Source organism: Streptomyces sp. 378, assembly GCF_030124145.1.
Lineage (GTDB): Bacteria > Actinomycetota > Actinomycetes > Streptomycetales > Streptomycetaceae > Streptomyces.
In genome coordinates this window covers 40,207-59,562 of sequence record NZ_JASKMS010000011.1, presented here as the reverse complement: position 1 = coordinate 59,562, position 19,356 = coordinate 40,207, and the positions used below count along the sequence as shown (strand labels likewise).

Genomic DNA, 19,356 nt, shown 5'->3' with positions numbered 1-19,356 from the left:
CGCGTCACGCTGCGCGACGGCGAAGAACGCCTCGGGTTTGCGTGGCGTGGCCGGGGGCAGGCGCTCCCCAGTGCTTCGGACAGGAGGCACGCCCGTGGAAGCGGCGCCGCGCGCCGCACCGAGGCCCCGTCCGACAGCGGACGCGTTTCCGCGGTGACCGTCCGACCAGAGCACTTTCCAGCGAATGCGACGCATCATGCCCCGAACCAGCGCGAAGCGGCACCCCCACCACGACGCCCCCGACACCGCCGAGGCCTTCCGCAGGCTCGCCTCGATGCCCGACGGCCCGCAGCGCGACGCGCTCCGCGACGAGATCGTCGAGGCCTGGCTGCCCATGGCGGACCGACTCGCCGGACGCTTCCGCAGCCGCGGCGAGAGCGCCGAGGACCTGCGTCAGGTCGCGGCCCTCGGCCTGGTCAAGGCCGTCGACCGGTTCGACCCCGAGCGCGGCCACGCCTTCGAGAGCTACGCCGTGCCGACGATCACGGGCGAGATCAAGCGGCACTTCCGGGACCACATGTGGACCCTGCACGTACCCCGCCGCGTCCAGGACCTGCGCAACCGCGTGCGTGTCGCCGGCCAGGACCTGTCCCAGACCATCCCGGGCCGCCGCCCCACCGTGGCCGAGATCGCCGAGCACACGAACCTGAGCGAGGAGGACGTCCGGGCCGGTCAGGAAGCGCTGGAGAGCTTCACGGCACTGTCCCTGGACGCGGAGCTGTCCGGCAGCGAGGACGGATACTCCCTGGGCGACGCGCTCGGGTCCGCCGATCCCGCCCTGGACACCGTCGTCGACCGCGAGTCCGTCAAGGCCCGGCTGGCGGCGCTGCCGGAGCGGGAGCGGACGATCCTGTACATGCGGTTCTTCGACGACATGACGCAGAGCCGGATCGCCGAGGAGCTGGGGATCTCGCAGATGCACGTGTCCCGGCTGATCAGCCGGTGCTGCGGCCGGGTGCGGGAGCAGGTCATGCGAGACCTGGCCTGACGCCGGGCCCCGCCACTTTCACCCGGTCGAGTGGCCCTGTCCCGCCAATGGGGCCTCGCCGCGCGCCACCGCACAACGGCCTGGCTGTCATGGCAGAGGGGTATGACTACCGAAGGAGTCCCCTCGATGCGCCGCAGCCTGCACGCCCTGTCCGTCGCCGCCCTGGCCGGTTCGGCCCTGCTGGGCTTCGCGCCGGCGGTCTTCGCCGAACCGGCCGCCGAGGTCAGCCCCGCCACCGTCCGGCCCGGGGACACGCTCACCGTCTCGGTCAGCTGTGATCCGACCGACGGGCCGCCGCCCGACACCATCGACGCCACCTCGCAGGCCTTCGACGAGGGCATGGTGCCGCTGCGCCGGGTCACCGGCAACGACGACGCGGTGTCCGGCCCGGCCTACCGGGGCACGGCCCGCATCGCCTCCGCCGAGAACTTCGAGGGCGATCCGGACGCCGAGGGCGAGGACTCCGCCTGGACCGTCGACGGCACCTGCCCGGCCCCTCCCGGCGGCGAGGGTGAGCCGTGGAGCGCGACGTTCACCGTGACGCACGGCTCGGGGCCCCACGAGCCGTCGCACGAGCCCACACACCACCCCACACACCACCGCACTCACCAGCCCTGCCCCGAGCCCACCCACCACCGCGCACCGCACTCCACCGAGTGCGGCGCGGCGGTGATCGAACGCGGGGTGCGGGCCGGGGACGGTGGCGCCTTCACCGACTCCGTGCCGGCCCTGATCGCGGGCGGAGTGCTGATCGCGGGGGCGCTCGGAGCCGCCGCGCACCGGCTGCGTCATCGGGAGCACGATCCCTGCCGCTGACCCGCCCCACCGCTCCGGAGGGACCCGGCTTCCCCGGTCAGGGCCCGCTCATGCTGTGACCGTCACGACTCTGCCGGGGCCCTTGGGGCGGCGGCACTCTGGGTACTCGGAGGCCGAGGGCACGAGCCGCACCGTACGGGGCACCGGGCAGCGGACGGGGCACGCGCTGAGGGCGACATGACACGGCGGTACCAGGCACTGCGGAGGTACGGATGCGGCGGACGGCCCCGGAAGGTCACGGCCCCGTCCGGTTCGGGCCGCCGCTGCCCGAGGACGGACTGCCCGTCCTGCCCGAGCTGTCCGCGGTACTCGCCGCGGCGGCGTCCGGGGGCGACCATGAGCCGGTCGGCGGCAGTCAGGCCCTGCGTGAGGCCGCCTGCGGCTACTGGGACCGGCGCGGACTGCACTGCCGCCCGGACCGGGTGGCCGCCGCCCCGGGCTCGCCCGCGCTGCTGCTCGCACTGACCGCGGCGCTCGGCGGCGACGTCCTCGTACCGAGACCCTGCGCCGCCTGGTGGGCGCCGTACGCGCGCCTGCTGGGCCGCCCCGCCTTCCAGGTGCCGACCCCGCCGGAGAGCGGCGGCGTTCCCGACCCGTACGCGCTGCTGGAGACCGTGCGCCGGGTCCGCGCCGAGGGCGGCGACCCGCGGCTGCTCGTGCTGTCGGTCGCCGACGACCCCACCGGGACCGTCGCCCCGCCCGAGCTGCTCCACGAGACCGTCGAGGCCGCCCAGGGGGCCGGCCTGCACCTGGTCAGCGACGAGACCTGGCGCGACACCCTGCACGACCCGCACGACACCGTGCTGCTCAGCCCCGCCGAGATGGTCCCCGACCGGGTCACCGTCGTCACCGACCTGGCAGGCGCCCTGCTCCCGCCCGGCTGGCCGGCCGCCGTGGCCCGCTTCCCGTCCGGCGAGGAGGGTGACGGCCTGCACGCGCGCGTGCTCGACGTCCTCACCGCCCTCGACGCCCGCGTCGCCGCGCCCGTCGCCGCGGCGGCCGCGCACGCCCTCGGCGAACCGGAACCGGTCACCGCGCGCGTGGCGCGCACCGTGCGCCTGCACGCGCTCCTGGCCGCCGAGGCGCACTCCGTCGTCGTCGCCGCGGGCGCCCTCGCCCGTCCCCCGCGCTCAGGCCGCCACCTGTACGTGGACCTGGCCCCGCTGCGGCCCGCGCTGGACGCGCACGGCGTCGGCGACGCACAGGAACTGGAGGACTTCCTCACCGCGCGCCTCGGTATGCCCGCCCCGGGCGGGCACCGCTTCGGCGACGACCTCGAAGCCCCGCGCGTGCGGCTTTCCACCGGCGCACTGGTGGCCGGTTCCGACACCGAACGCGCGGAATGCCTCACTTCACCCACGCCGTTGGAACTGCCGCACGTGCACCGCGCGTTGATCCAACTGAAATCGGTCTTCGACGATCTCCGCGACGAAGCTCAGCGATGGGAGCCTCCTCGATGACGCAGCAGTCCCAGTCGACCACCGGCACGACCACCCAGGAGTCCGACGAACCCGCGCTCCCGTCGCCCCTCGCGCCGCCCTGCCCGCCCCTGGCCGAACCCCGCCCACCGGCCGAGCGGCGGGTGTGGCCGCGCACCTTCCACGACCGGCTGACCGCGCCGCTGCCGGGTCTGAAGGCCATGGCCCGCTTCGCCCGCGAGGGCGCGGTGAAACCGGGCCCCGAGGGCCTCGCCGACATTCCCCGGCTGCCCTACGCCCCGGCCCCGCTGCCCCGCGTCGACGCCCGCACCGTCGCCGTCACCTGGGCGGGACACGCCAGTTGGGTGCTGCGCATCGGCGGGCTGACCGTCCTCACCGACCCCGTGTGGTCCCGCCGCATCCTCGGCACCCCGGCCCGGATCACCCCCGTGGGTGTCCCCTGGGAGGACTTGCCGCGCGTCGACGCCGTCGTCATCAGCCACAACCACTACGACCACCTGGACGCCCCCACCCTGCGCCGCCTCCCGCGCGACACCCCGGTGTTCGTCCCGGCCGGGCTCGCCCGCTGGTTCCACCGCCGCCGGTTCACCCGCGTGACGGAGCTCGACTGGTGGGAGACGGCCGAACTGGACGGCGTCCGCTTCGACTTCGTCCCGTCCCACCACTGGTCCAAGCGCAGCCTGACCGACACCTGCCGCAGCCTGTGGGGCGGTTGGGTCCTCACCGACCGGGACGGCCGACGCGTCTACTTCGCGGGCGACACGGGCTACGGGCACTGGTTCTCGCGCATCGGCCGCTGCTACCCCGGCATCGACCTGGCGCTGCTGCCCATCGGCGCCTACGACCCCCGCTGGTGGCTCAGAGACGTCCACTGCGACCCGGAGGAGGCGGTCCGCGCGGCCCAGGACCTGGGCGCGAGCCGGATGGCCCCCATGCACTGGGCGACGTTCGTGCTGTCGGCGGAGCCGGTGATGGAACCGTTGACGCGTGTGCGAGCGGCCTGGGAGAAGGCGGGGCTGCCCCGGGAGAACCTGTGGGACATGCCCGTGGGCGCCTCACGCGTGCTGTCCGGGGTGACCCTCAGGAGCGCGGGAAGCCGCGCACCCACCGCACCACCGTCGGCACCACGCTGATCAGCAGGGTCAGTGCGATCGCCGCCACCACGCCCTGCCACGGCTCGGCGAACAGCGACCCGCCGAGTATCCCGATGAGCTGATACGTCACGGCCCAGGCCAGACAGGCCGGCAGGTTCCCCCGGGAGAACCTCCGTATCGGCCACCGGGCCAGCAGGCAGGCCAGCATCACCGGGATGCGTCCCGCCGGCACCAGCCGCGACAGCACCAGCACGGCGACTCCGTGCGCGGCGAGCTTCTCCTGCGCCTGCTCCAGCCGGCCCTCCGACGCCCGTGACCGGAGCGCCTCCAGCCACCGCGACCCGTTCTTCGACTTCAGTCCGCGCCGCCCCAGCCAGTACAGCGCCGCATCGCCCAGGAACGCCGCCAGCGACGCCGTCACGAACACCATCGCCAGGGAGAACGGCGCCGTCCGGTGCATGGCGACCACCGCCGCCGAACTGACCAGCGCCCCCGTCGGGATCACCGGCACCAGCGCCCCGGCCAGCACCAGCAGGAAGAGCGTCGGATATCCGATCGCCTGCTGCGTGGCCTCCGACACCAGGGACACCGGTGTCACGGCCGGCACCGCGAGCGCCCAGGGCGCGGGCCAGCTCACCGCGCGCCCTCCAGGCGCACGCTCTCCCCGTGCCCGAGCCGGTGCACCGCCACGGCCGGCGCGTGCCGGGCCGCCAGCCGGACGAACTCGTCCCCCGGCGCGTGGAACTCGTGGGGGCGCACGGCGTCCATGCCGATCGGCCAGTAGGTGCCGTAGTGCACCGGCACCGCACTGCGCGGCGCCAGCCGTTCCAGCGCCTGTGCCGCCCGGCCCGCGTCCAGGTGCCCCTCGCCCAGGCACGGCCCCCAGCCGCCCACCGGCAGCAGCGCCACCTCGACCGGCCCGACCTCCTTGGCCATCTCGTCGAACAGGCCGGTGTCCCCCGCGAAGTAGGTGCGGGCCTCACCGGCTATGACGTAGCCGAGGGCGGGGGAGCGGTGCGGCCCGAACGGCAGCCGCCGCCCGTCGTGCAGCGCGGGCACGGCCCGTACGACGATGTCGCCGACCGGGGTCTCGTCCCCGGGGGCGACCTCGCTCACCCGCAGGTGTGTGAGCCGGCGCAGTCCCGGCACCGCCCGGCGCGCGCCCCGGGGCACGAGCAGGCGCGTGCCCGGCGCGAGTCGCCTCAGCGACGGCACATGCAGATGGTCGGCGTGCAGATGGGAGACCAGCGCCACGTCCGCGTGCGGGGCGCCCGGAGGCGGCAGGGCCCCGCGCCGGCGGCGCAGATGTGCGAGCCGGCGCGCGAACAGGGGGTCCGTGAGCACGCGCACGTTCGAGTCCTCGACGGTGCAAGTGGCGTGACCCCACCAGGTGATCTCCACCGGCACTCCTTTGCCTCCTTCGCGCGACTCCCCCGAAGCCTACGTGCAGGAGTAGGGTCGGCGGCGAAACCGGAGGTGAGGGGGACGCCATGGTGCCGGTGCGGGTCACGGCGATCGCGAGTCTGACGCCGCTGGAGGAGCTGGACGACGATCCGTTCCTCGTCGACTCCCGCAGTCAGCACGCGATGTGTGCCCGCTGGGCCGCCGAGCGGGGCTACGTGGTCAGCCGGGAGTTGCTCGTCCGTGGGCTGCGGCCCGACCACGGCGCGCTGTGGGACGGCGTCCGGCCCGGCCTCGATCTGTTCGTCGCCCCCAGCCGCCGCGTACTGGAGAGCGCGCTCGCCTCCGTCGAGGAGTTCACCGCCGAGTGTGCGCGGCGGGGTGTACGCGTCGAGACCGTGGGGCATGCGGAACCGGCGTACGACGCCGCGATGAAGGCGTGCGTGCACCGGCGGCTGTCGATGCCGACGGCCGGCTACGACGGGCGCTGACGTCTCTCACCGGGTGCGGCCCGGGGACGGGAAGACCCGACCGGGCGTGGGGAAACTGTCGGGGAGGGTCCGCGGCGGTCGCGGGCGAGGGACGTGAGGTGACGAGGCGTGCGGGGCGTGCGATGGCGGCGGATCGCCAGTCAGGTGGGGCGGAGCGTCGCCGTGTGGGCGGTCTCCACCCTCACCATGCTCGTACTCGCCGGGATCCTCCCGGAATTCCGCCTCCGCTCGGAGAACGGCGACAGTGCCACCGACATCGCCGTCACGGCGGCCTTCGGCGCCGGCGTCTTCGGTCTGCTGTCGGCCGTGGTGTGGCCGCTGCTCGTCAGGCTCCTGCTCCTGGTACCGGCGCTCGTGCTGGGGCTGCTGGTGTTCTTCCTCAACGGCGCCCTGCTGCTGCTCGCCCTGAACCTCAACCCGGCCGAGCGGGGCGCCGCCGAGCCGGAGACCGCCGTCGTCGTCGCCGCCGTGATGTCCGCCGTGGCGTCCGCGACCGGCGCCGCACTGGCCGTGCGGGACGACGACGCCTACCGCCGCAGGCTGTACCGCCTCTCCGACCGTCGCCGCCGCCGGTCCGGACCGCCCTGCCCCGCCACCCCGGGCACGGTCTTCATCCAGTTGGACGGCGTCGGTCACGACACGCTGCTCGACGCGGTCGGCAGGGGCCTGATGCCCACCGTCGCCCGCTGGCTCGACCTGGGCGCCGGCGGCCGCCCCACCCACCGCCTCACCCCCTGGCGCACCGACTGGTCCAGCCAGACCGGCGCCAGCCAGCTCGGCATCCTGCACGGCAGCAACCACGACGTCCCCGCCTTCCGCTGGTACGAGAAGGACACCCGCGAGGTGGTCGTCTGCAACCGCCCCACCAGCGCCGTGCAACTCCAGCGCCGCGCCGTCGAGTACGCGGGGCACGGCGGGCTGCTCACCGTCGACGGCGCCAGCCGCGGCAACCTCTTCAGCGGCGGCGCCGACCAGCAGGCCCTCGTGCTGTCCATCGCCGCCCGCCGCCGCAGCCGCGAGAACCGCTCCCGCGACGGCTACTTCGCCTACTTCTCCGACCCCGCCAACGCCGTGCGCACCGCGCTCTCCTTCGTCGCCGAGGTGGGCCGGGAGATCGGCCAGTCCACCCGGGCGCGCCTGCGCAAGCAGCGCCCCCGCGTCGCCCGCGGCGGCCTCTACCCCCTGGTCCGGGCCTTCGCGACCGTCGTCGAGCGGGACGTCGTCGTCGCCGCGGTGACGGGCGACATGCTCGTCGGCCGCACCGCCGTCTACGCCGACCTCGTGGCCTACGACGAGGTCGCCCACCACTCCGGCCCGGCGAGCCGCGACGCGCAGAAGGTCCTCGAACGCCTCGACCGCTGCCTCGCCCTGATCGAGAACGTCGCCGAGCACGCCCCGCGCCCTTACCGGATCGTCGTGCTGTCCGACCACGGCCAGAGCCCCGGCGAGACCTTCCGCTCCCGCTACGGCCTCCCGCTCGGCGACCTGGTGCGGGCCGGCTGCGGCCTGCCCGTACCGCGGAGGGCGCAGCGCACCCGCAGCGGTGCGGAGGCCCGCGCCGCCGTCCGCGCCGCGCTGCGCATCCCCGTGGAGGAGGCCGGTGAACAGCATCGTCCCGGGCGCAGCGCGGAGCCGATCGTGCTGGCCTCCGGCAACCTCGGCCTGGTCTGCTTCCCGGACGTCACGCACCGGATGAGCAAGGAGGAGATCGACGCCCGCCACCCCGCGCTGCTGCCGACCCTCGCCAACCATCCCGGCATCGGATTCCTGCTGGTCCGCAGCGAGAAGCACGGCGGCGTCGTCCTCGGCGCGTACGGCGCCGAGATCCCGCTGGCCGACCTCGACGACAACCCCGGCCCGCTCGCCCCGTTCGGGCCGGGCGCCGCCGAAGCGGTCCGCCGTACGCACGCGTTCCCGCACACCGCCGACATCATGGTCAACTCCGTCCACGACCCGGCCGACGGCGAAGTCCTGGCCTTCGAGGAGCAGATCGGCTCCCACGGTGGCCTGGGCGGCGCCCAGGGCAAGCCCTTCCTGCTGTCGCCGCTCGGCCTGACCCCACCGGTCGCCGAGGGCGAGGAACTCGTGGGCGCCGAGCACGTGCACCGGGTGCTGCGGCGCTGGCTGCGCGAGTCGAACGGACCGCAGGTGCCGCTGGAGGCCACCGAGGAGGAGCGCGCCGCCTGAACATCGGCCGCGCCCACCGGGCCGTACCCGCGCACCGCTCGCGCGCCGGACGCCGCGTACCGCCCGAGGAGTGGCGGCGGCGCCCTGCGAGGCGCCCGCCGCACCGTGCCGAGGACGCTGAGCCACACCTGGACGCCGGGCCGCCCGTCGGGCAGGTCGTGCACCGCCGGGGCCTCGGTGCCGTAGCGCCGGAGGAGGCGGCGTGGAGCGCGCGGCGCTGCGAGGGCCCGGGGGCCGCGGCGCCTTCGCGGCCGGGCCTCCCCGTACGCGCCCCGCATCGGGCCCGGCCCGGGGGCATGCCGCCGACCCGCCGGGTCCGGTGACGCGGCCCCGCACGACGCCGGCTGCCCGCCCGTCACCGGGATCACCGGCCCGTCCGTCCCGCCTGTCCCGCCTGTCCCGTCCGTCCTGGTCGTCATCGACGGCAGGGGCGACGTCCCGCGCGCCGCCACGCGTACCCGATCCCGCAGCGAGCGCGGCTGCCGTTCACCGCCAGAGGACCGGTCCTGTGCGTGCGTTGAGCCGTAGTGTGATCGGATGGGGGACACGGGGCCCGGTGACGGGCCCGCACGCGAGTCCGCATGCGAAAGGAAGAACTCGTGGCTACCACGCGCTCCGCACACACGGTCTGGGAAGGCAACCTGCTCGAGGGCAGCGGTGTCGTCACCTTCGACTCCTCCGGCGCCATCGGCGAGCAGCCGGTGACGTGGGCCTCGCGCGCCGAGGAGGCGAACGGCAAGACCAGCCCCGAGGAGCTGATCGCAGCCGCCCATTCCAGCTGCTTCTCCATGGCTTTCTCCAACATCCTCAACAAGGCCGGGACGCCGCCCACCAAGCTCATCACCTCGGCCGACGTCTCCTTCCAGCCCGGTGAGGGCATCACCGGCATCCACCTCACCGTCGAGGGCACCGTCCCCGGCATCGACGAGGCGGCCTTCCAGGCCGCCGCCGACGAGGCCAAGGTCGGCTGCCCGGTCAGCCAGGCCCTCAAGGCCACCCCGATCACGCTGACCGCCAAGCTCGCCTGACCCACCGCACCTCCCGCCGCGCGGGTCCGCCCACCAGGGCGGCCCGCGCGGTGTCGTCGGTTCACCACCCCGGGCCGGGGTATGAATCAGACGCCTCGAACCGCCGGCCCGGAAGGAACGCGTTGACGCCGCACCCCGCCGTCTCCGCCCACCGGGGCGGCTCCGAGCGCGCCGGCCCGGCCACCTGGGAGGCGTACGAGGACGCGATCGACTCCGGTGCGGAGTACGTCGAGTTCGACATCCGCCGAACCGAGGACGGGGTCCTCGTCGTCTACCACGACCCCCGGGTCGGCCCCGCCGGGCCGCCGCTGTCCGCGCTCACCCACGCCGAGCTGTGCGAGCGGGCCGGATACGCCGTGCCCGTCGTGGACGAGGTCATGGCGCTGATCGCCGGGCGGCTCGTGGCCCACCTGGACCTCAAGGAGACCGGTTACGAGCGGGAGGTGATCGACCGGGCGGTGGCCCTGCTCGGCGTGGACGGGCTCGTCGTGACGACGCTGGAGGACCGGTCCGTCGCCGCCGTCGCACAGCGGCACCCGGGTGTGCGCACCGCCCTGTCCCTGGGGCGTGACCGCGGGGAGCTGGCCCTCGCCCGGCTGCCCGGGACGCGCCTGAGCGAGCTCTTCCCCGTCCGGCGCATCCGGGCCTGCGGGGCCCACGGTGTCGCCGTGCACCAGCGGCTGGCCCGGGCCGGCGTGCTGCGCCAAGCGGCCCGGCACGGCCTGTTCACCCTGGTGTGGACCGTCAACGACGACACCCTCATGCGGGCCTTCCTGGCCCACCCGCGCGTCGACGTGCTCGTCACGGACCGCCCCCGGCACGCCGTGGCGCTGCGCGGGGCGATCACCCCTTCGCGGCATTGACAACAGCGCACTCAAGTTTTGTGCTGGAGAATGGGAAGAGCGCCCTGGCGGAAGGGGACAGCGATGGGACGTGCGGTCGGAATCGACCTCGGAACCACGAACTCGGTGGTCGCCGTGCTGGAAGGCGGCGAGCCCACCGTCATCGCCAACGCGGAGGGTGCCAGAACGACACCCTCGGTCGTGGCGTTCGCCAAGAACGGCGAGGTGCTGGTCGGGGAGGTGGCCAAGCGGCAGGCCGTGACGAACGTGGAGCGCACCGCCCGCTCGGTCAAGCGGTACATGGGTGACGCGCACTGGCGCTTCCCCGACGAGGGCGACGTGGACGGCACCCGGTACCGGGCGCAGGAGCTGTCCGCGCGGGTGATGCAGAAGCTCAAGCGGGACGCGGAGTCCTACCTCGGCGAGGACGTCACCGACGCGGTGATCACCGTCCCCGCCTACTTCGACGACAGCCAGCGGCAGGCGACCAAGGAGGCCGGTGAGGTCGCGGGCCTGAAGGTCCTGCGGATCATCAACGAGCCGACGGCCGCGGCCCTCGCCTACGGCCTGGACAAGGAGAACGACCAGACGGTGCTCGTCTTCGACCTCGGCGGCGGCACCTTCGACGTGTCGCTGCTGGAGATGGGCGAGGGCGTCATCGAGGTGAAGGCCACCAACGGCGACACGCACCTCGGCGGCGACGACTGGGACCAGCGGATCGTCGAGTACCTGATCAAGCGCTTCAAGGGCCAGAACGGCGTCGATCTCGGGCGCGACAAGATGGCCGTGCAACGGCTGCGCGAGGGCGCGGAGCGGGCCAAGATCGAGCTGTCCAGCTCGACCGAGACGACGATCAACCTGCCCTACATCACGGCCTCCGCCGAAGGGCCCCTGCATCTCGACGAGAAGCTGACCCGGGCCCAGTTCCAGGAGCTCACCGCCGATCTGCTCGACCGCTGCAAGAACCCGTTCCACCAGGCGGTCAAGGACGCCGGCGTGAAGCTGTCGGCGATCGACCACGTGATCCTCGTCGGCGGCTCGACCCGGATGCCCGCGGTGACCGACCTGGTCAAGGAACTCACGGGGAAGGAGCCGCACAAGGGCGTCAACCCCGACGAGGTCGTGGCCGTCGGCGCCGCGCTCCAGGCGGGCGTCATCCGCGGCGACGTCAAGGACGTGCTGCTGCTCGACGTCACCCCGCTGTCCCTCGGCATCGAGACCAAGGGCGGCATCATGACGAAGCTCATCGAGCGCAACACGACCATCCCGACACGGCGTTCGGAGATCTTCACGACGGCGGTGGACAACCAGCCCTCGGTCGGCATCCAGGTCTACCAGGGCGAGCGGGAGATCGCCGCGTACAACAAGAAGCTCGGCGTCTTCGACCTGACGGGCCTGCCGCCGGCGCCGCGCGGTGTGCCGCAGATCGAGGTGGCGTTCGACATCGACGCCAACGGCATCATGCACGTCTCCGCGAAGGACCTGGCGACCGGCCGCGAGCAGAAGATGACCGTCACCGGCGGCTCTGCCCTGCCCAAGGACGACATCGACCGCATGATGCGCGAGGCCGAGCAGTACGCCGAGGAGGACCGGGGGCGCCGCGAGGCCGCCGAGACCCGCAACCAGGCCGAGCAACTCGTCTACCAGACCGAGAGCTTCCTCCGCGAGAACGGCGACCGGATCCCGGCGGACACCACGTCAGAGGTCGAGGCGGCCGTCGCCGAGGTGAAGGAGCACCTGGAACGGCAGGCCGACACCACGGCCCTGCGCGCCGGTGCCGAGAAACTCGCCTCCGTCAGCCAGAAGATGGGCCAGGCGATGTACGCACAGACCCAGCAGCCCCCCACCGAGGGCCCCTCGGCCACGCCGCGGGACGAGGAGGGCGTGGTCGACGCGGAGATCGTGGACGAGGACCGGGACGCCCGGGACGAAAAGGGGGGTACCGCCTAGCCTTGCCCCCTGCCGGCCTCCAGCGGCCCGTGCGACCTGCGGGCCGAGTGCGGCGGACAGGGAAGGACCCGGCTCCTAGGCTTCGGTGTGCGCGGGCGGCAGTGTCGCGCACACCGCGTCCAGGACCGTCGCGTACGGCGTGCCGAAGTCGGTGAGGCCGGTGCGGAGCTGGTCCAGGCCGTCGCGGTGCTCCGCCAGCAGCCCGGTGTCGCCGGTGCGGGCCGCGAACTCCAGGACCGCCGGCAGGAAGTCCGGCGGTTCCTCGCCGGTGGTCTCCAGGCCGTGCGCGCGGTACATCTCCTCGGAGGGTGCCGGCGCCGCCTCCCGCCAGACGCTCAGATACAGGCTGTGGTCCTGCCCGGCCTCGAACACCTCGACGTAGTGCGCGGCCAGTTCCCTCGGCGGGGTCACGGCCGCGTGGTCGGCGAACTCCCGCAGTTGCGGGGCCGCTTCGCGCAGCAGCGGCAGCCGGGCGCGGAAGTCGTCGTCGGGGTACATCAAGCACAGCGCCGCCGCCTGGTACAGCACCTCGAATCCGGGCATCGGACCTCCTTCGCGTGCGCTCCCTTGCCTGCCCCGTCATCCCAGACGCTAGGGGCGGGCCGGGGAGCACACCTGTCGGCGGCGCCCGTACGGGTCAGAACCCGTGCCATGACGTCACGGCGGGAGACGACGAGCTCAGTAGCGCTCGCGGTACTCCCGCAGCAGTTCCTCCGTGCGCTGCGCGGAGCCCGCCCCGGCCGTCATGTGGTCCAGCACCTCCAGATGCGTGGAGACCTCCTTGCGGGAGTCCAGGTACAGCGCACCGGTCAAATACTCGGTGAAGACCATGTCGGGCAGTTCCGGCTCGGCGAAGCGGAACAGCGAGAACGGCGCGTACGTCCCCGGATGGGGGCCGTCCGCGAACTCGGCGATCTGCAGGGTGACCCGGTCGCGCCCGGCGTACTCCAGCAGCTTGTCCAGCTGGTCCCGCATCACCCGGCCGTCGACGCTCACCGGGCGCCGCAGCACCGTCTCGTCCATGATGACCCACAGGTGCGGCGCGTCCGGGCGGTCCAGGAGCCGCTGCCGCTCCATCCGCAGCGACACATGCCGCTCGATGGCCTCCGGTCCCGCGTTCGCGATGGTGCCGGCCTTCAGCACGGCCCGCGCGTACCCCTCGGTCTGCAGCAGCCCCGGCACGAAGTGCGGCTCGTACGACCGGATGATCCGGGCGGCGCCCTCCAGACTCACGTACAGGCTGAACCACTCCGGCAGCACGTCGTGGAACCGCTGCCACCAGCCCGGCCGGTTCGCCTCCTCGGCGAGGTCGACGAACGCGCTCACCTCGTCCTCGGCCACCCCGTACGCGGTCAGCAGGATCTGCACGTACGGGATCTTCAGCGCGACGTCGGCGGTCTCCATCCGCCGGACGGTCGCGGGGGCGACCCGCAGCACCCGGGCGGCCTCGTCACGACTGAGGCCCGCGGCCTCGCGCAGTTCCTGCAACCGCTTGCCCAGGACCACCTGGCCCACGGTGGGTGCGGCCCGCCGTTCACTCACGCCACGCCTCCCCAACGTGCCAAGCCTGCGATCAGTCTGTCACGTCCGGCCGGGGGTATCACAGGGCCTTGCACCGGGAAGATCGCGCGAGCCGGGCAGAGGCAGGGGCATGACCCCGCGGGTAATCGACCGGACGTCCCCCGCACGGGATCGTGAACCCACCGGGTCCCGGGCCGGCGCACTCCGGCCCGGGACCCGGCCCCAGCCGCCCCACCACGACCCGACGGAGGGTGATGCCCCATGTCCGCCATCCAGCTCGCCGCACTGGCCCGGACCTCCGAGCCGCAGTCCGTGCTGCGCCGCTTCCTCGCCCTGGACGCCGTGGTGACCGGCGCCAACGCGCTCGCCTACGTGGCGTTCTCCGGTCCCCTCGGGCGCTTTCTCGGCGTCGACGCCACGCTGCTGCTCACCCTCGGCGCGTTCCTCGCGCTGTACGCGGCGGGCGTGGGCCTGCTGGCCGCCCGCCGACGCCCGCCGGCGCTCGGCGTGCGGGCCGTCGTCGAGGGCAACCTCGCCTGGGCGGCGGTCAGCCTGGTGGCACTGGCGCTGTGGCTCACGCCGAGCACCCCGGGCGCCGTGTGGACGGTACTCCAGGCCCTGACCGTGGCCGCGTTCGCCGTCCTCCAGCACACCGCCCTGAAGATGCGTCAGGACAGCAGCGCCTGAAGGTGCTTGACCGTCGCCGGGTCGGCCGGGAGCAGGGTCTCGATGGCCAGCTCGGCGACCGTCACGTCCATCGGGGTGTTGAACGTGGCGATCGAGGAGATGAACGACAGCGTCCGCCCCTCGTGCTCGAGCCGCAGCGGCAGCGCGAAGTACGGCACCGGCTCCGACGGCTCGTCCGCCGGATCCGCCTCGGGCACCGGATAGGCCGCCACCTCCTCGTACAGCGCCCGCAGCGGCTCCGAGCGGTGCAGCGCGATCTGCCGCTCCATCTGTTCCAGCAGATGGCCCCGCCAGGCGCGCAGATTGCGGATGCGCGGCGCGAGGCCCCGCGGGTGCAGGGCCAGCCGCATCGCGTTCAGCGGCGGTTCGAGCAGTGCGGGGCAGACCTCGTCGACCAGCGTCATGACCCCGCGGTTGGCGGCCACCACGTTGTACAGCGCGTCCACCACCAGCGCCGGATACGGCTCGTAGCCGCTGATCAGCCGCTCGATGCCCTCCCGCAGCGCGCCGAGCGCCGGGTCGTCCAGCGGGGTCTCCGGGTAGCGCGGGGCGTAACCGGCCGCGAGCAGCAGCGCGTTGCGCTCCCGCACGGGCACCTCCAGGTGCTCGGCCAGCCGCAGCACCATCTCCTCGCTGGGCCGGGAGCGGCCCGTCTCGACGAAGCTGATGTGCCGGGCCGAGGAGTCCGCGCGCAGGGCCAGCTCCAGCTGGCTGACCCGCCGCTGCTCCCGCCAGGCCCGCAGCAGCGGACCCACGCCCTTCTCGGCGGTGGACGCGTGAATGGTCATGTCAGGACCGTAGTCGAGAACCGGTCGTGCCGGACAGGCACACCCCTGCGACTGCGACCAGGGTCTCGGCGGCCGGCCTGTGGCAGGCTGAGGGAACAGCCCGAGGACTCCGGAGCAGGACAAGGAGCGCAGCCCATGCCCGTCGAACCGCTGTCGCAGAAGGAGATCGAGGACCGGCTGGCCGAGCTGCCGGGCTGGTCGCTCGACAAGGACCACCTCATCCGGTCCTACCGGCTCGGCTCGCACTTCGCGGCGACGGCGATGGTCGTGCACATCGCCCAGGTCCAGGAGGAGCTGAACCACCACTCCGACCTCACGCTCGGCTACCACACCGTCTCCCTGGCCCTTCACACGCACAGCGCGGGCGGCACCGTCACGGAGAAGGACTTCGAGCTCGCCCGCAGGGTGGAGGACCTCGCCCCCGGTCACGGGGCACACTGACGGGGTGCTCGACTACGACAAGGAAGCGGAGCGGTACGACGCCTCGCGCGGCGGCGAGCCCCGGGCGGCGGCCGCCGCGGAGGCGGTGCTGAGCCTGCTGCCGCCGGACACGCGTGCCCTGCTCGACGTCGCCTGCGGAACGGGCATCGTGACCCGCCGGTTCGCCGCCGCCCGTGACGGCATGCGGGTGACCGGTGTCGACCTCGCCCCCGCGATGGTCCGACAGGCCTCCACCCGGCTGCCCGGTGCCGTCGTGCGCGCCGACAGCCGCCGGCTGCCCTTCCGGGACGGGCAGTTCGACGCCGTGTGCAGTGTGTGGCTGCTGCATCTGGCCGCCGGTCCCGCCGAGGTGCGGACCATCGTCGGCGAGTGCGCCCGGGTGCTGCGGCCCGGCGGGATCTACGTCACGACGGTCGACAAGGCCGCCTCCCACAATGTGGGCAGTGACATCGATGTCGTCCTGTCCTCCCGGCCGCCCAGCCCGGTCCGGGACGCGGCGGCGGACGTCGAGTCCTGCGCCGCCGCCCACGGCCTGGTCCCGGCCGGGCAGGCCCGCTTCACCGGTCAAGGCCAGGGCCGCAGCCCCCGCCGGACCATCGCCGACCTGCGCCGGGGCTGGTTCGTCACGCTGCCGCCGGGCGATCCGCTCGCCGACGGGTTCGCCGCCCGTCTCGCGCGCCTGCCCGACCAGGACCGGCCCCGCCCCGACCCGGTGTTCAGCCTGCGGTCGTTCCGGAAGGCCGGGTGAACTCCATGATCCAGCCGGAGCCGTGGCTGACACGGTGGGCGCCCATTCCCCCGCGTCGTCCGACCGCGCCTTCTCGGTGACGGTGGCGGTCACGGCGAGTGAGGTCGGTCATGGCGGGCGGGGTCGGTCCGGACCCGCGAAGAGGGCGCATGCCGTTGCCGGCACACGCCCTCGGGTCACCCGGTCAGGTCAGGCAAGCGCGCAGGTCTGCTCGCCCAGCTTGAACGCGGCCGGTTTCGTGTTCGTGCCCGACCACTCCGCCGTGAAGCCGAAGCCCACCGACGAGCCCGCCGCCACGTTCGCGTTCCAGCCGACGTTCTTCGCCGTCACCGCCGCGCCCGATTGCGTCGCCCCGGCGTTCCAGGCCTGGGTCAGCTTCTGGCCGTCCGGGAAGGTCCAGCCCAGGGACCAGCCGTTCCAGGTGGTGCTACCGGTGTTGGTGAGCTGGACGTCCGCCTGGAAGCCGCCCGACCACTGGCTGGTGACCTTGTACGTCACCTTGCAGGGTCCCGCCGGATCGGGGCCGGGGCCCGGGTCCGTCGTGCCGCCGCCGGAGCTGTCGCCGTAGACGATGCCACGGCCGTTCGTGGAGACGTAGACACGGCCGTACACCCGCGGGTCGCCGGTGATCGCCGCGCCCGTCCAACCCCACTGGTGGGCGTCGTCGTTGATGCGCGTCCAGCTCGCGCCCTTGTCCGTGGAGCGGAAGATGCCGCGCACGCCGCCGATTTTCGCGCTGGTGTACAGCGTCTGGTAGGAGGCGCCGGGCGCCGCCTTGCCGAAGCCGATGGTGTCGGCCTGCTCGACGGCGGAGAGCTTGGTGAAGCTCGTCCCGCCGTCCGTGGAGTGCCACAGCCCGTACGCGCCGTCCGTCGCACCGCCCGCCAGCCACACGTCGCCCTTCCCTCCGGGCAGCGCCTTGAAGCGGACGCTGTCGCCGCTCGGCAGCCCGGTGGCCGGGGACTCCTTGAAGGTCGCGCCGCCGTCCGTACTGACGTAGAACCTGCCGGACTTGAAGCCGTAGAAGGTCTTCGGGTCGACGCGGTCCGACTCGACGATCGCCCCGGCGGGGATCCCGCCCGACGCCTGCCATGACGTGCCGAAGCCCGTCGTGTGGTGCACGCCGGCGCCCTCGGGGCTCCATACGAAGCGGCCGCCGTCGGCCGCGGACGCGACGGTGCCGCCCCCGCTCACGCCCGAGGGGTCGGTGCCGGCGAACCAGTTGGCGCCGTTGTCCGTCGAGAACGCGATGTGCGGGCCCGAGTCCAGGTTGCCCACCCGGACGACGGTGTTCGGGTTCGACTCGGCGAAGTCCAGGCTCGTCGTGGTCGTGAAGTTCGGCTGGGTGAACATCATCGGCGGGACCTTGGCCAGATCCGTGTGGCGGAAGCCGCCGATGTCACCCAGCGCGCTCAGCAGCGGGGCGCCCGACGGGGGAGAGGCGAGGTCGTTGACCGCCGTCTCCTCCAGTCCCCGGACCATCGGCTTGACGGTGAACTTGCCACCAGTGTCCCAGTTCCCGAGGTTCTCGGTGCCGTAGATCGTCGCGCCCGTCCCGTACATCATGCGGTTCGAGTCGAACGGGTCGATCTCCAGGGCCTCCGTCATCCAGCCCAGCTTCGGCGTCTGCTCGGGCGGCTGCGGGTTCGCGCCCCAGGTGAGCCACGGCGAGGAGGAGACGTCCATCGTGTAGCGGTTCTCGCGGTTCGGGTACGAGGTGTAGTCCCACGCCTTGGTCCAGGTCGCGCCGCTGTCCGTGGAGCGGAAGATCTGCGTGTCCGGCCACCAGGAGCTGTACGCGGTCGCCATGACCGTGCCCGGCTTCTGCCGGTCCACCGTCAGTCCGCTGAAGCCGTAGGAGGTGTCGGCCTCCGCGACCGGGCTGATGTTCGTCCAGGCCCCCGTCCCGGTCGCGTATCGCCACAGTTGGCCCTTGCCGCCGTCGTACGGGCCGCCCTTGTCGCTGTAGGCGAGGTAGAGGGAGCCGTTCTCGGCGTCCAGCACACCCTTGTGGGCGAGGTAGCCGGTGGGCTGCCCGGCCAGCCGCTGCCAGGTGGCGCCCGCGTCCGTCGACCGGTACACCGCGTTGTCCTTGTCGGCGACCCCGACGTAGATCGTCTTCGTCGCGTTGCCGGACGTGCCCGTGGACTCGTCGAAGGTGACCCAGACGATGCCCTGGTTGTCGCTGGAGTAGCCGGACGTGTCACTCGGATCCGCCACGTAATTGCCCACGTTGGGGAAGTTCGCGACCTGCGACCAGGTCACGCCCGCGTCCGTCGACCGCCACAACCCCTTGCCGCTGGGCGCCCCCAGGTACAGCACGCTGTTCCGGTTCGGGTCGACGGCCAGCCGCTCGCCCATGCCCCGCCCCGGCATGTTGCCGCCCAGCTTGAACGGCAGATTCGTCTTCTTCCAGCTCGCGCCCCGGTCGGAGGAGCGCATGACCGCGCCGTTCTTCGGGTCCCAGCTGTTGGTGTACGTGCCCACCGCCGCGTACACCCGGTCCGGATCGACGGAGTCGGACGCGATGCCGATGACGCCCGTGTGCCCCCAGTCGTCCCAGCCGACCGAGTCCAGCAGCGGCGTCCAGGTCTTCGAGGACTCCTGCCAGCGGTAGGCGCCGCCGATGTCCGTACGGGCGTAGGCCAGGTTCTTCTCGGAGCGGTTGAAGACGATCCCGGGGACGAAGCCACCGCCGTCGATCCGGGCGTTCTTCCAGGTGTAGGTGTCGGCGGCCATCCGCGGCGACGGCGGGTCGGCGGCCAGGGCGGCGGGGGCGCCCGACAGCAGGCCGGCCGCCAGCGCCAGCACGGCCGTGAGGATACGGGTTCTTCGCACGGTGGGGTTCCTTCCGCGGGAGGGGGAACGTGCGAGGGCCGGGCGACTCCCGTGCGGGGGAGCCGCCCGGCCGTGGTGGCCCCGCGTCAGGTGCGGG

At 73.3% G+C, this 19,356-nt stretch carries 18 protein-coding genes and 1 pseudogene; 13 read left to right on the top strand and 6 right to left on the bottom strand.

Annotated elements, in window-relative coordinates; genetic code table 11:
• The first annotated feature begins 196 nt into the window (after nucleotides 1-196).
• The 4 genes from QNO09_RS17145 (at nucleotide 197) to QNO09_RS17130 (ending at nucleotide 4,376) form a co-directional block, all read left to right on the top strand.
• Nucleotides 197-988 carry an RNA polymerase sigma factor SigF gene (locus QNO09_RS17145; RefSeq protein WP_283971061.1) on the top strand — a complete coding sequence of 264 codons (792 nt, stop codon included), beginning with the start codon at nucleotides 197-199 and terminating at the stop codon, nucleotides 986-988.
• Between the two features lie 126 nt (nucleotides 989-1,114).
• On the top strand, nucleotides 1,115-1,804 hold the full coding sequence (locus QNO09_RS17140) for a hypothetical protein (RefSeq protein ID WP_283971060.1): 690 nt from the start codon (nucleotides 1,115-1,117) through the stop codon (nucleotides 1,802-1,804).
• Between the two features lie 212 nt (nucleotides 1,805-2,016).
• Nucleotides 2,017-3,264 carry an aminotransferase class I/II-fold pyridoxal phosphate-dependent enzyme gene (locus QNO09_RS17135; protein WP_283971059.1) on the top strand — a complete coding sequence of 416 codons (1,248 nt, stop codon included), beginning with the start codon at nucleotides 2,017-2,019 and terminating at the stop codon, nucleotides 3,262-3,264.
• Entirely contained in the window at nucleotides 3,261-4,376 is a 1,116-nt protein-coding gene (locus QNO09_RS17130) for an MBL fold metallo-hydrolase (RefSeq protein WP_283971058.1), read from the top strand. Before QNO09_RS17135 ends, QNO09_RS17130 begins: the two co-directional genes overlap by 4 nt.
• Here the strand turns inward: QNO09_RS17130 and QNO09_RS17125 are convergent.
• Both QNO09_RS17125 and QNO09_RS17120 read right to left on the bottom strand, forming a co-directional pair.
• Entirely contained in the window at nucleotides 4,324-4,974 is a 651-nt protein-coding gene (locus QNO09_RS17125) for a DedA family protein (protein ID WP_451523330.1), read from the bottom strand. The genes QNO09_RS17130 and QNO09_RS17125 overlap by 53 nt on opposite strands.
• Entirely contained in the window at nucleotides 4,971-5,744 is a 774-nt protein-coding gene (locus tag QNO09_RS17120; RefSeq protein ID WP_283971057.1) for an MBL fold metallo-hydrolase, read from the bottom strand. Before QNO09_RS17120 ends, QNO09_RS17125 begins: the two co-directional genes overlap by 4 nt.
• 83 nt (nucleotides 5,745-5,827) lie before the next feature.
• On the opposite strand from QNO09_RS17120, the gene QNO09_RS17115 reads away from it, so the two are divergent.
• The 6 genes and pseudogenes from QNO09_RS17115 (at nucleotide 5,828) to dnaK (ending at nucleotide 12,236) form a co-directional block, all read left to right on the top strand.
• Nucleotides 5,828-6,229: a hypothetical protein gene (locus QNO09_RS17115; protein ID WP_030843767.1), complete on the top strand. Its 402-nt coding sequence runs from the start codon at nucleotides 5,828-5,830 to the stop codon at nucleotides 6,227-6,229.
• A 108-nt stretch (nucleotides 6,230-6,337) separates the two neighbouring features.
• Complete coding sequence (locus QNO09_RS17110; RefSeq protein ID WP_283971056.1) at nucleotides 6,338-8,416, top strand: phage holin family protein; 2,079 nt, start codon at nucleotides 6,338-6,340, stop codon at nucleotides 8,414-8,416.
• A 321-nt stretch (nucleotides 8,417-8,737) separates the two neighbouring features.
• A pseudogene (locus QNO09_RS39970) lies at nucleotides 8,738-8,937 on the top strand (DUF2201 family putative metallopeptidase); the annotation flags it as partial.
• Between the two features lie 78 nt (nucleotides 8,938-9,015).
• Entirely contained in the window at nucleotides 9,016-9,444 is a 429-nt protein-coding gene (locus QNO09_RS17105; protein WP_283971055.1) for an OsmC family peroxiredoxin, read from the top strand.
• 122 nt (nucleotides 9,445-9,566) lie between these two features.
• Nucleotides 9,567-10,307, top strand: a complete 741-nt coding sequence (locus tag QNO09_RS17100) for a glycerophosphodiester phosphodiesterase family protein (protein ID WP_283971054.1) — start codon at nucleotides 9,567-9,569, stop codon at nucleotides 10,305-10,307.
• A 63-nt stretch (nucleotides 10,308-10,370) separates the two neighbouring features.
• Complete coding sequence (gene dnaK / locus QNO09_RS17095; RefSeq protein ID WP_283971053.1) at nucleotides 10,371-12,236, top strand: molecular chaperone DnaK; 1,866 nt, start codon at nucleotides 10,371-10,373, stop codon at nucleotides 12,234-12,236.
• A 75-nt stretch (nucleotides 12,237-12,311) separates the two neighbouring features.
• Here the strand turns inward: dnaK and QNO09_RS17090 are convergent, their stop codons facing one another.
• Entirely contained in the window at nucleotides 12,312-12,779 is a 468-nt protein-coding gene (locus QNO09_RS17090; protein WP_283971052.1) for a nitrate reductase molybdenum cofactor assembly chaperone, read from the bottom strand.
• 135 nt (nucleotides 12,780-12,914) lie between these two features.
• Entirely contained in the window at nucleotides 12,915-13,778 is an 864-nt protein-coding gene (locus QNO09_RS17085; protein WP_283971051.1) for a Sco1979 family transcriptional regulator, read from the bottom strand.
• 240 nt (nucleotides 13,779-14,018) lie between these two features.
• On the opposite strand from QNO09_RS17085, the gene QNO09_RS17080 reads away from it, so the two are divergent.
• Nucleotides 14,019-14,444 carry a hypothetical protein gene (locus QNO09_RS17080; RefSeq protein ID WP_283971050.1) on the top strand — a complete coding sequence of 142 codons (426 nt, stop codon included), beginning with the start codon at nucleotides 14,019-14,021 and terminating at the stop codon, nucleotides 14,442-14,444.
• Here the strand turns inward: QNO09_RS17080 and QNO09_RS17075 are convergent.
• Nucleotides 14,426-15,232, bottom strand: a complete 807-nt coding sequence (locus QNO09_RS17075) for a helix-turn-helix domain-containing protein (RefSeq protein ID WP_283971049.1) — start codon at nucleotides 15,230-15,232, stop codon at nucleotides 14,426-14,428. The genes QNO09_RS17080 and QNO09_RS17075 overlap by 19 nt on opposite strands.
• Nucleotides 15,233-15,367: 135 nt before the next feature.
• On the opposite strand from QNO09_RS17075, the gene QNO09_RS17070 reads away from it, so the two are divergent.
• Entirely contained in the window at nucleotides 15,368-15,673 is a 306-nt protein-coding gene (locus tag QNO09_RS17070; protein ID WP_283971048.1) for a 4a-hydroxytetrahydrobiopterin dehydratase, read from the top strand.
• 4 nt (nucleotides 15,674-15,677) lie between these two features.
• Entirely contained in the window at nucleotides 15,678-16,421 is a 744-nt protein-coding gene (locus QNO09_RS17065) for a class I SAM-dependent methyltransferase (protein ID WP_283971047.1), read from the top strand.
• A 189-nt stretch (nucleotides 16,422-16,610) separates the two neighbouring features.
• On the opposite strand, the gene QNO09_RS17060 is transcribed toward QNO09_RS17065, so the two are convergent.
• A complete protein-coding gene (locus QNO09_RS17060; protein ID WP_283971046.1) occupies nucleotides 16,611-19,259 on the bottom strand; it encodes a cellulose binding domain-containing protein in 2,649 nt (882 codons plus the stop codon).
• Between the last annotated feature and the right edge of the window lie 97 nt (nucleotides 19,260-19,356).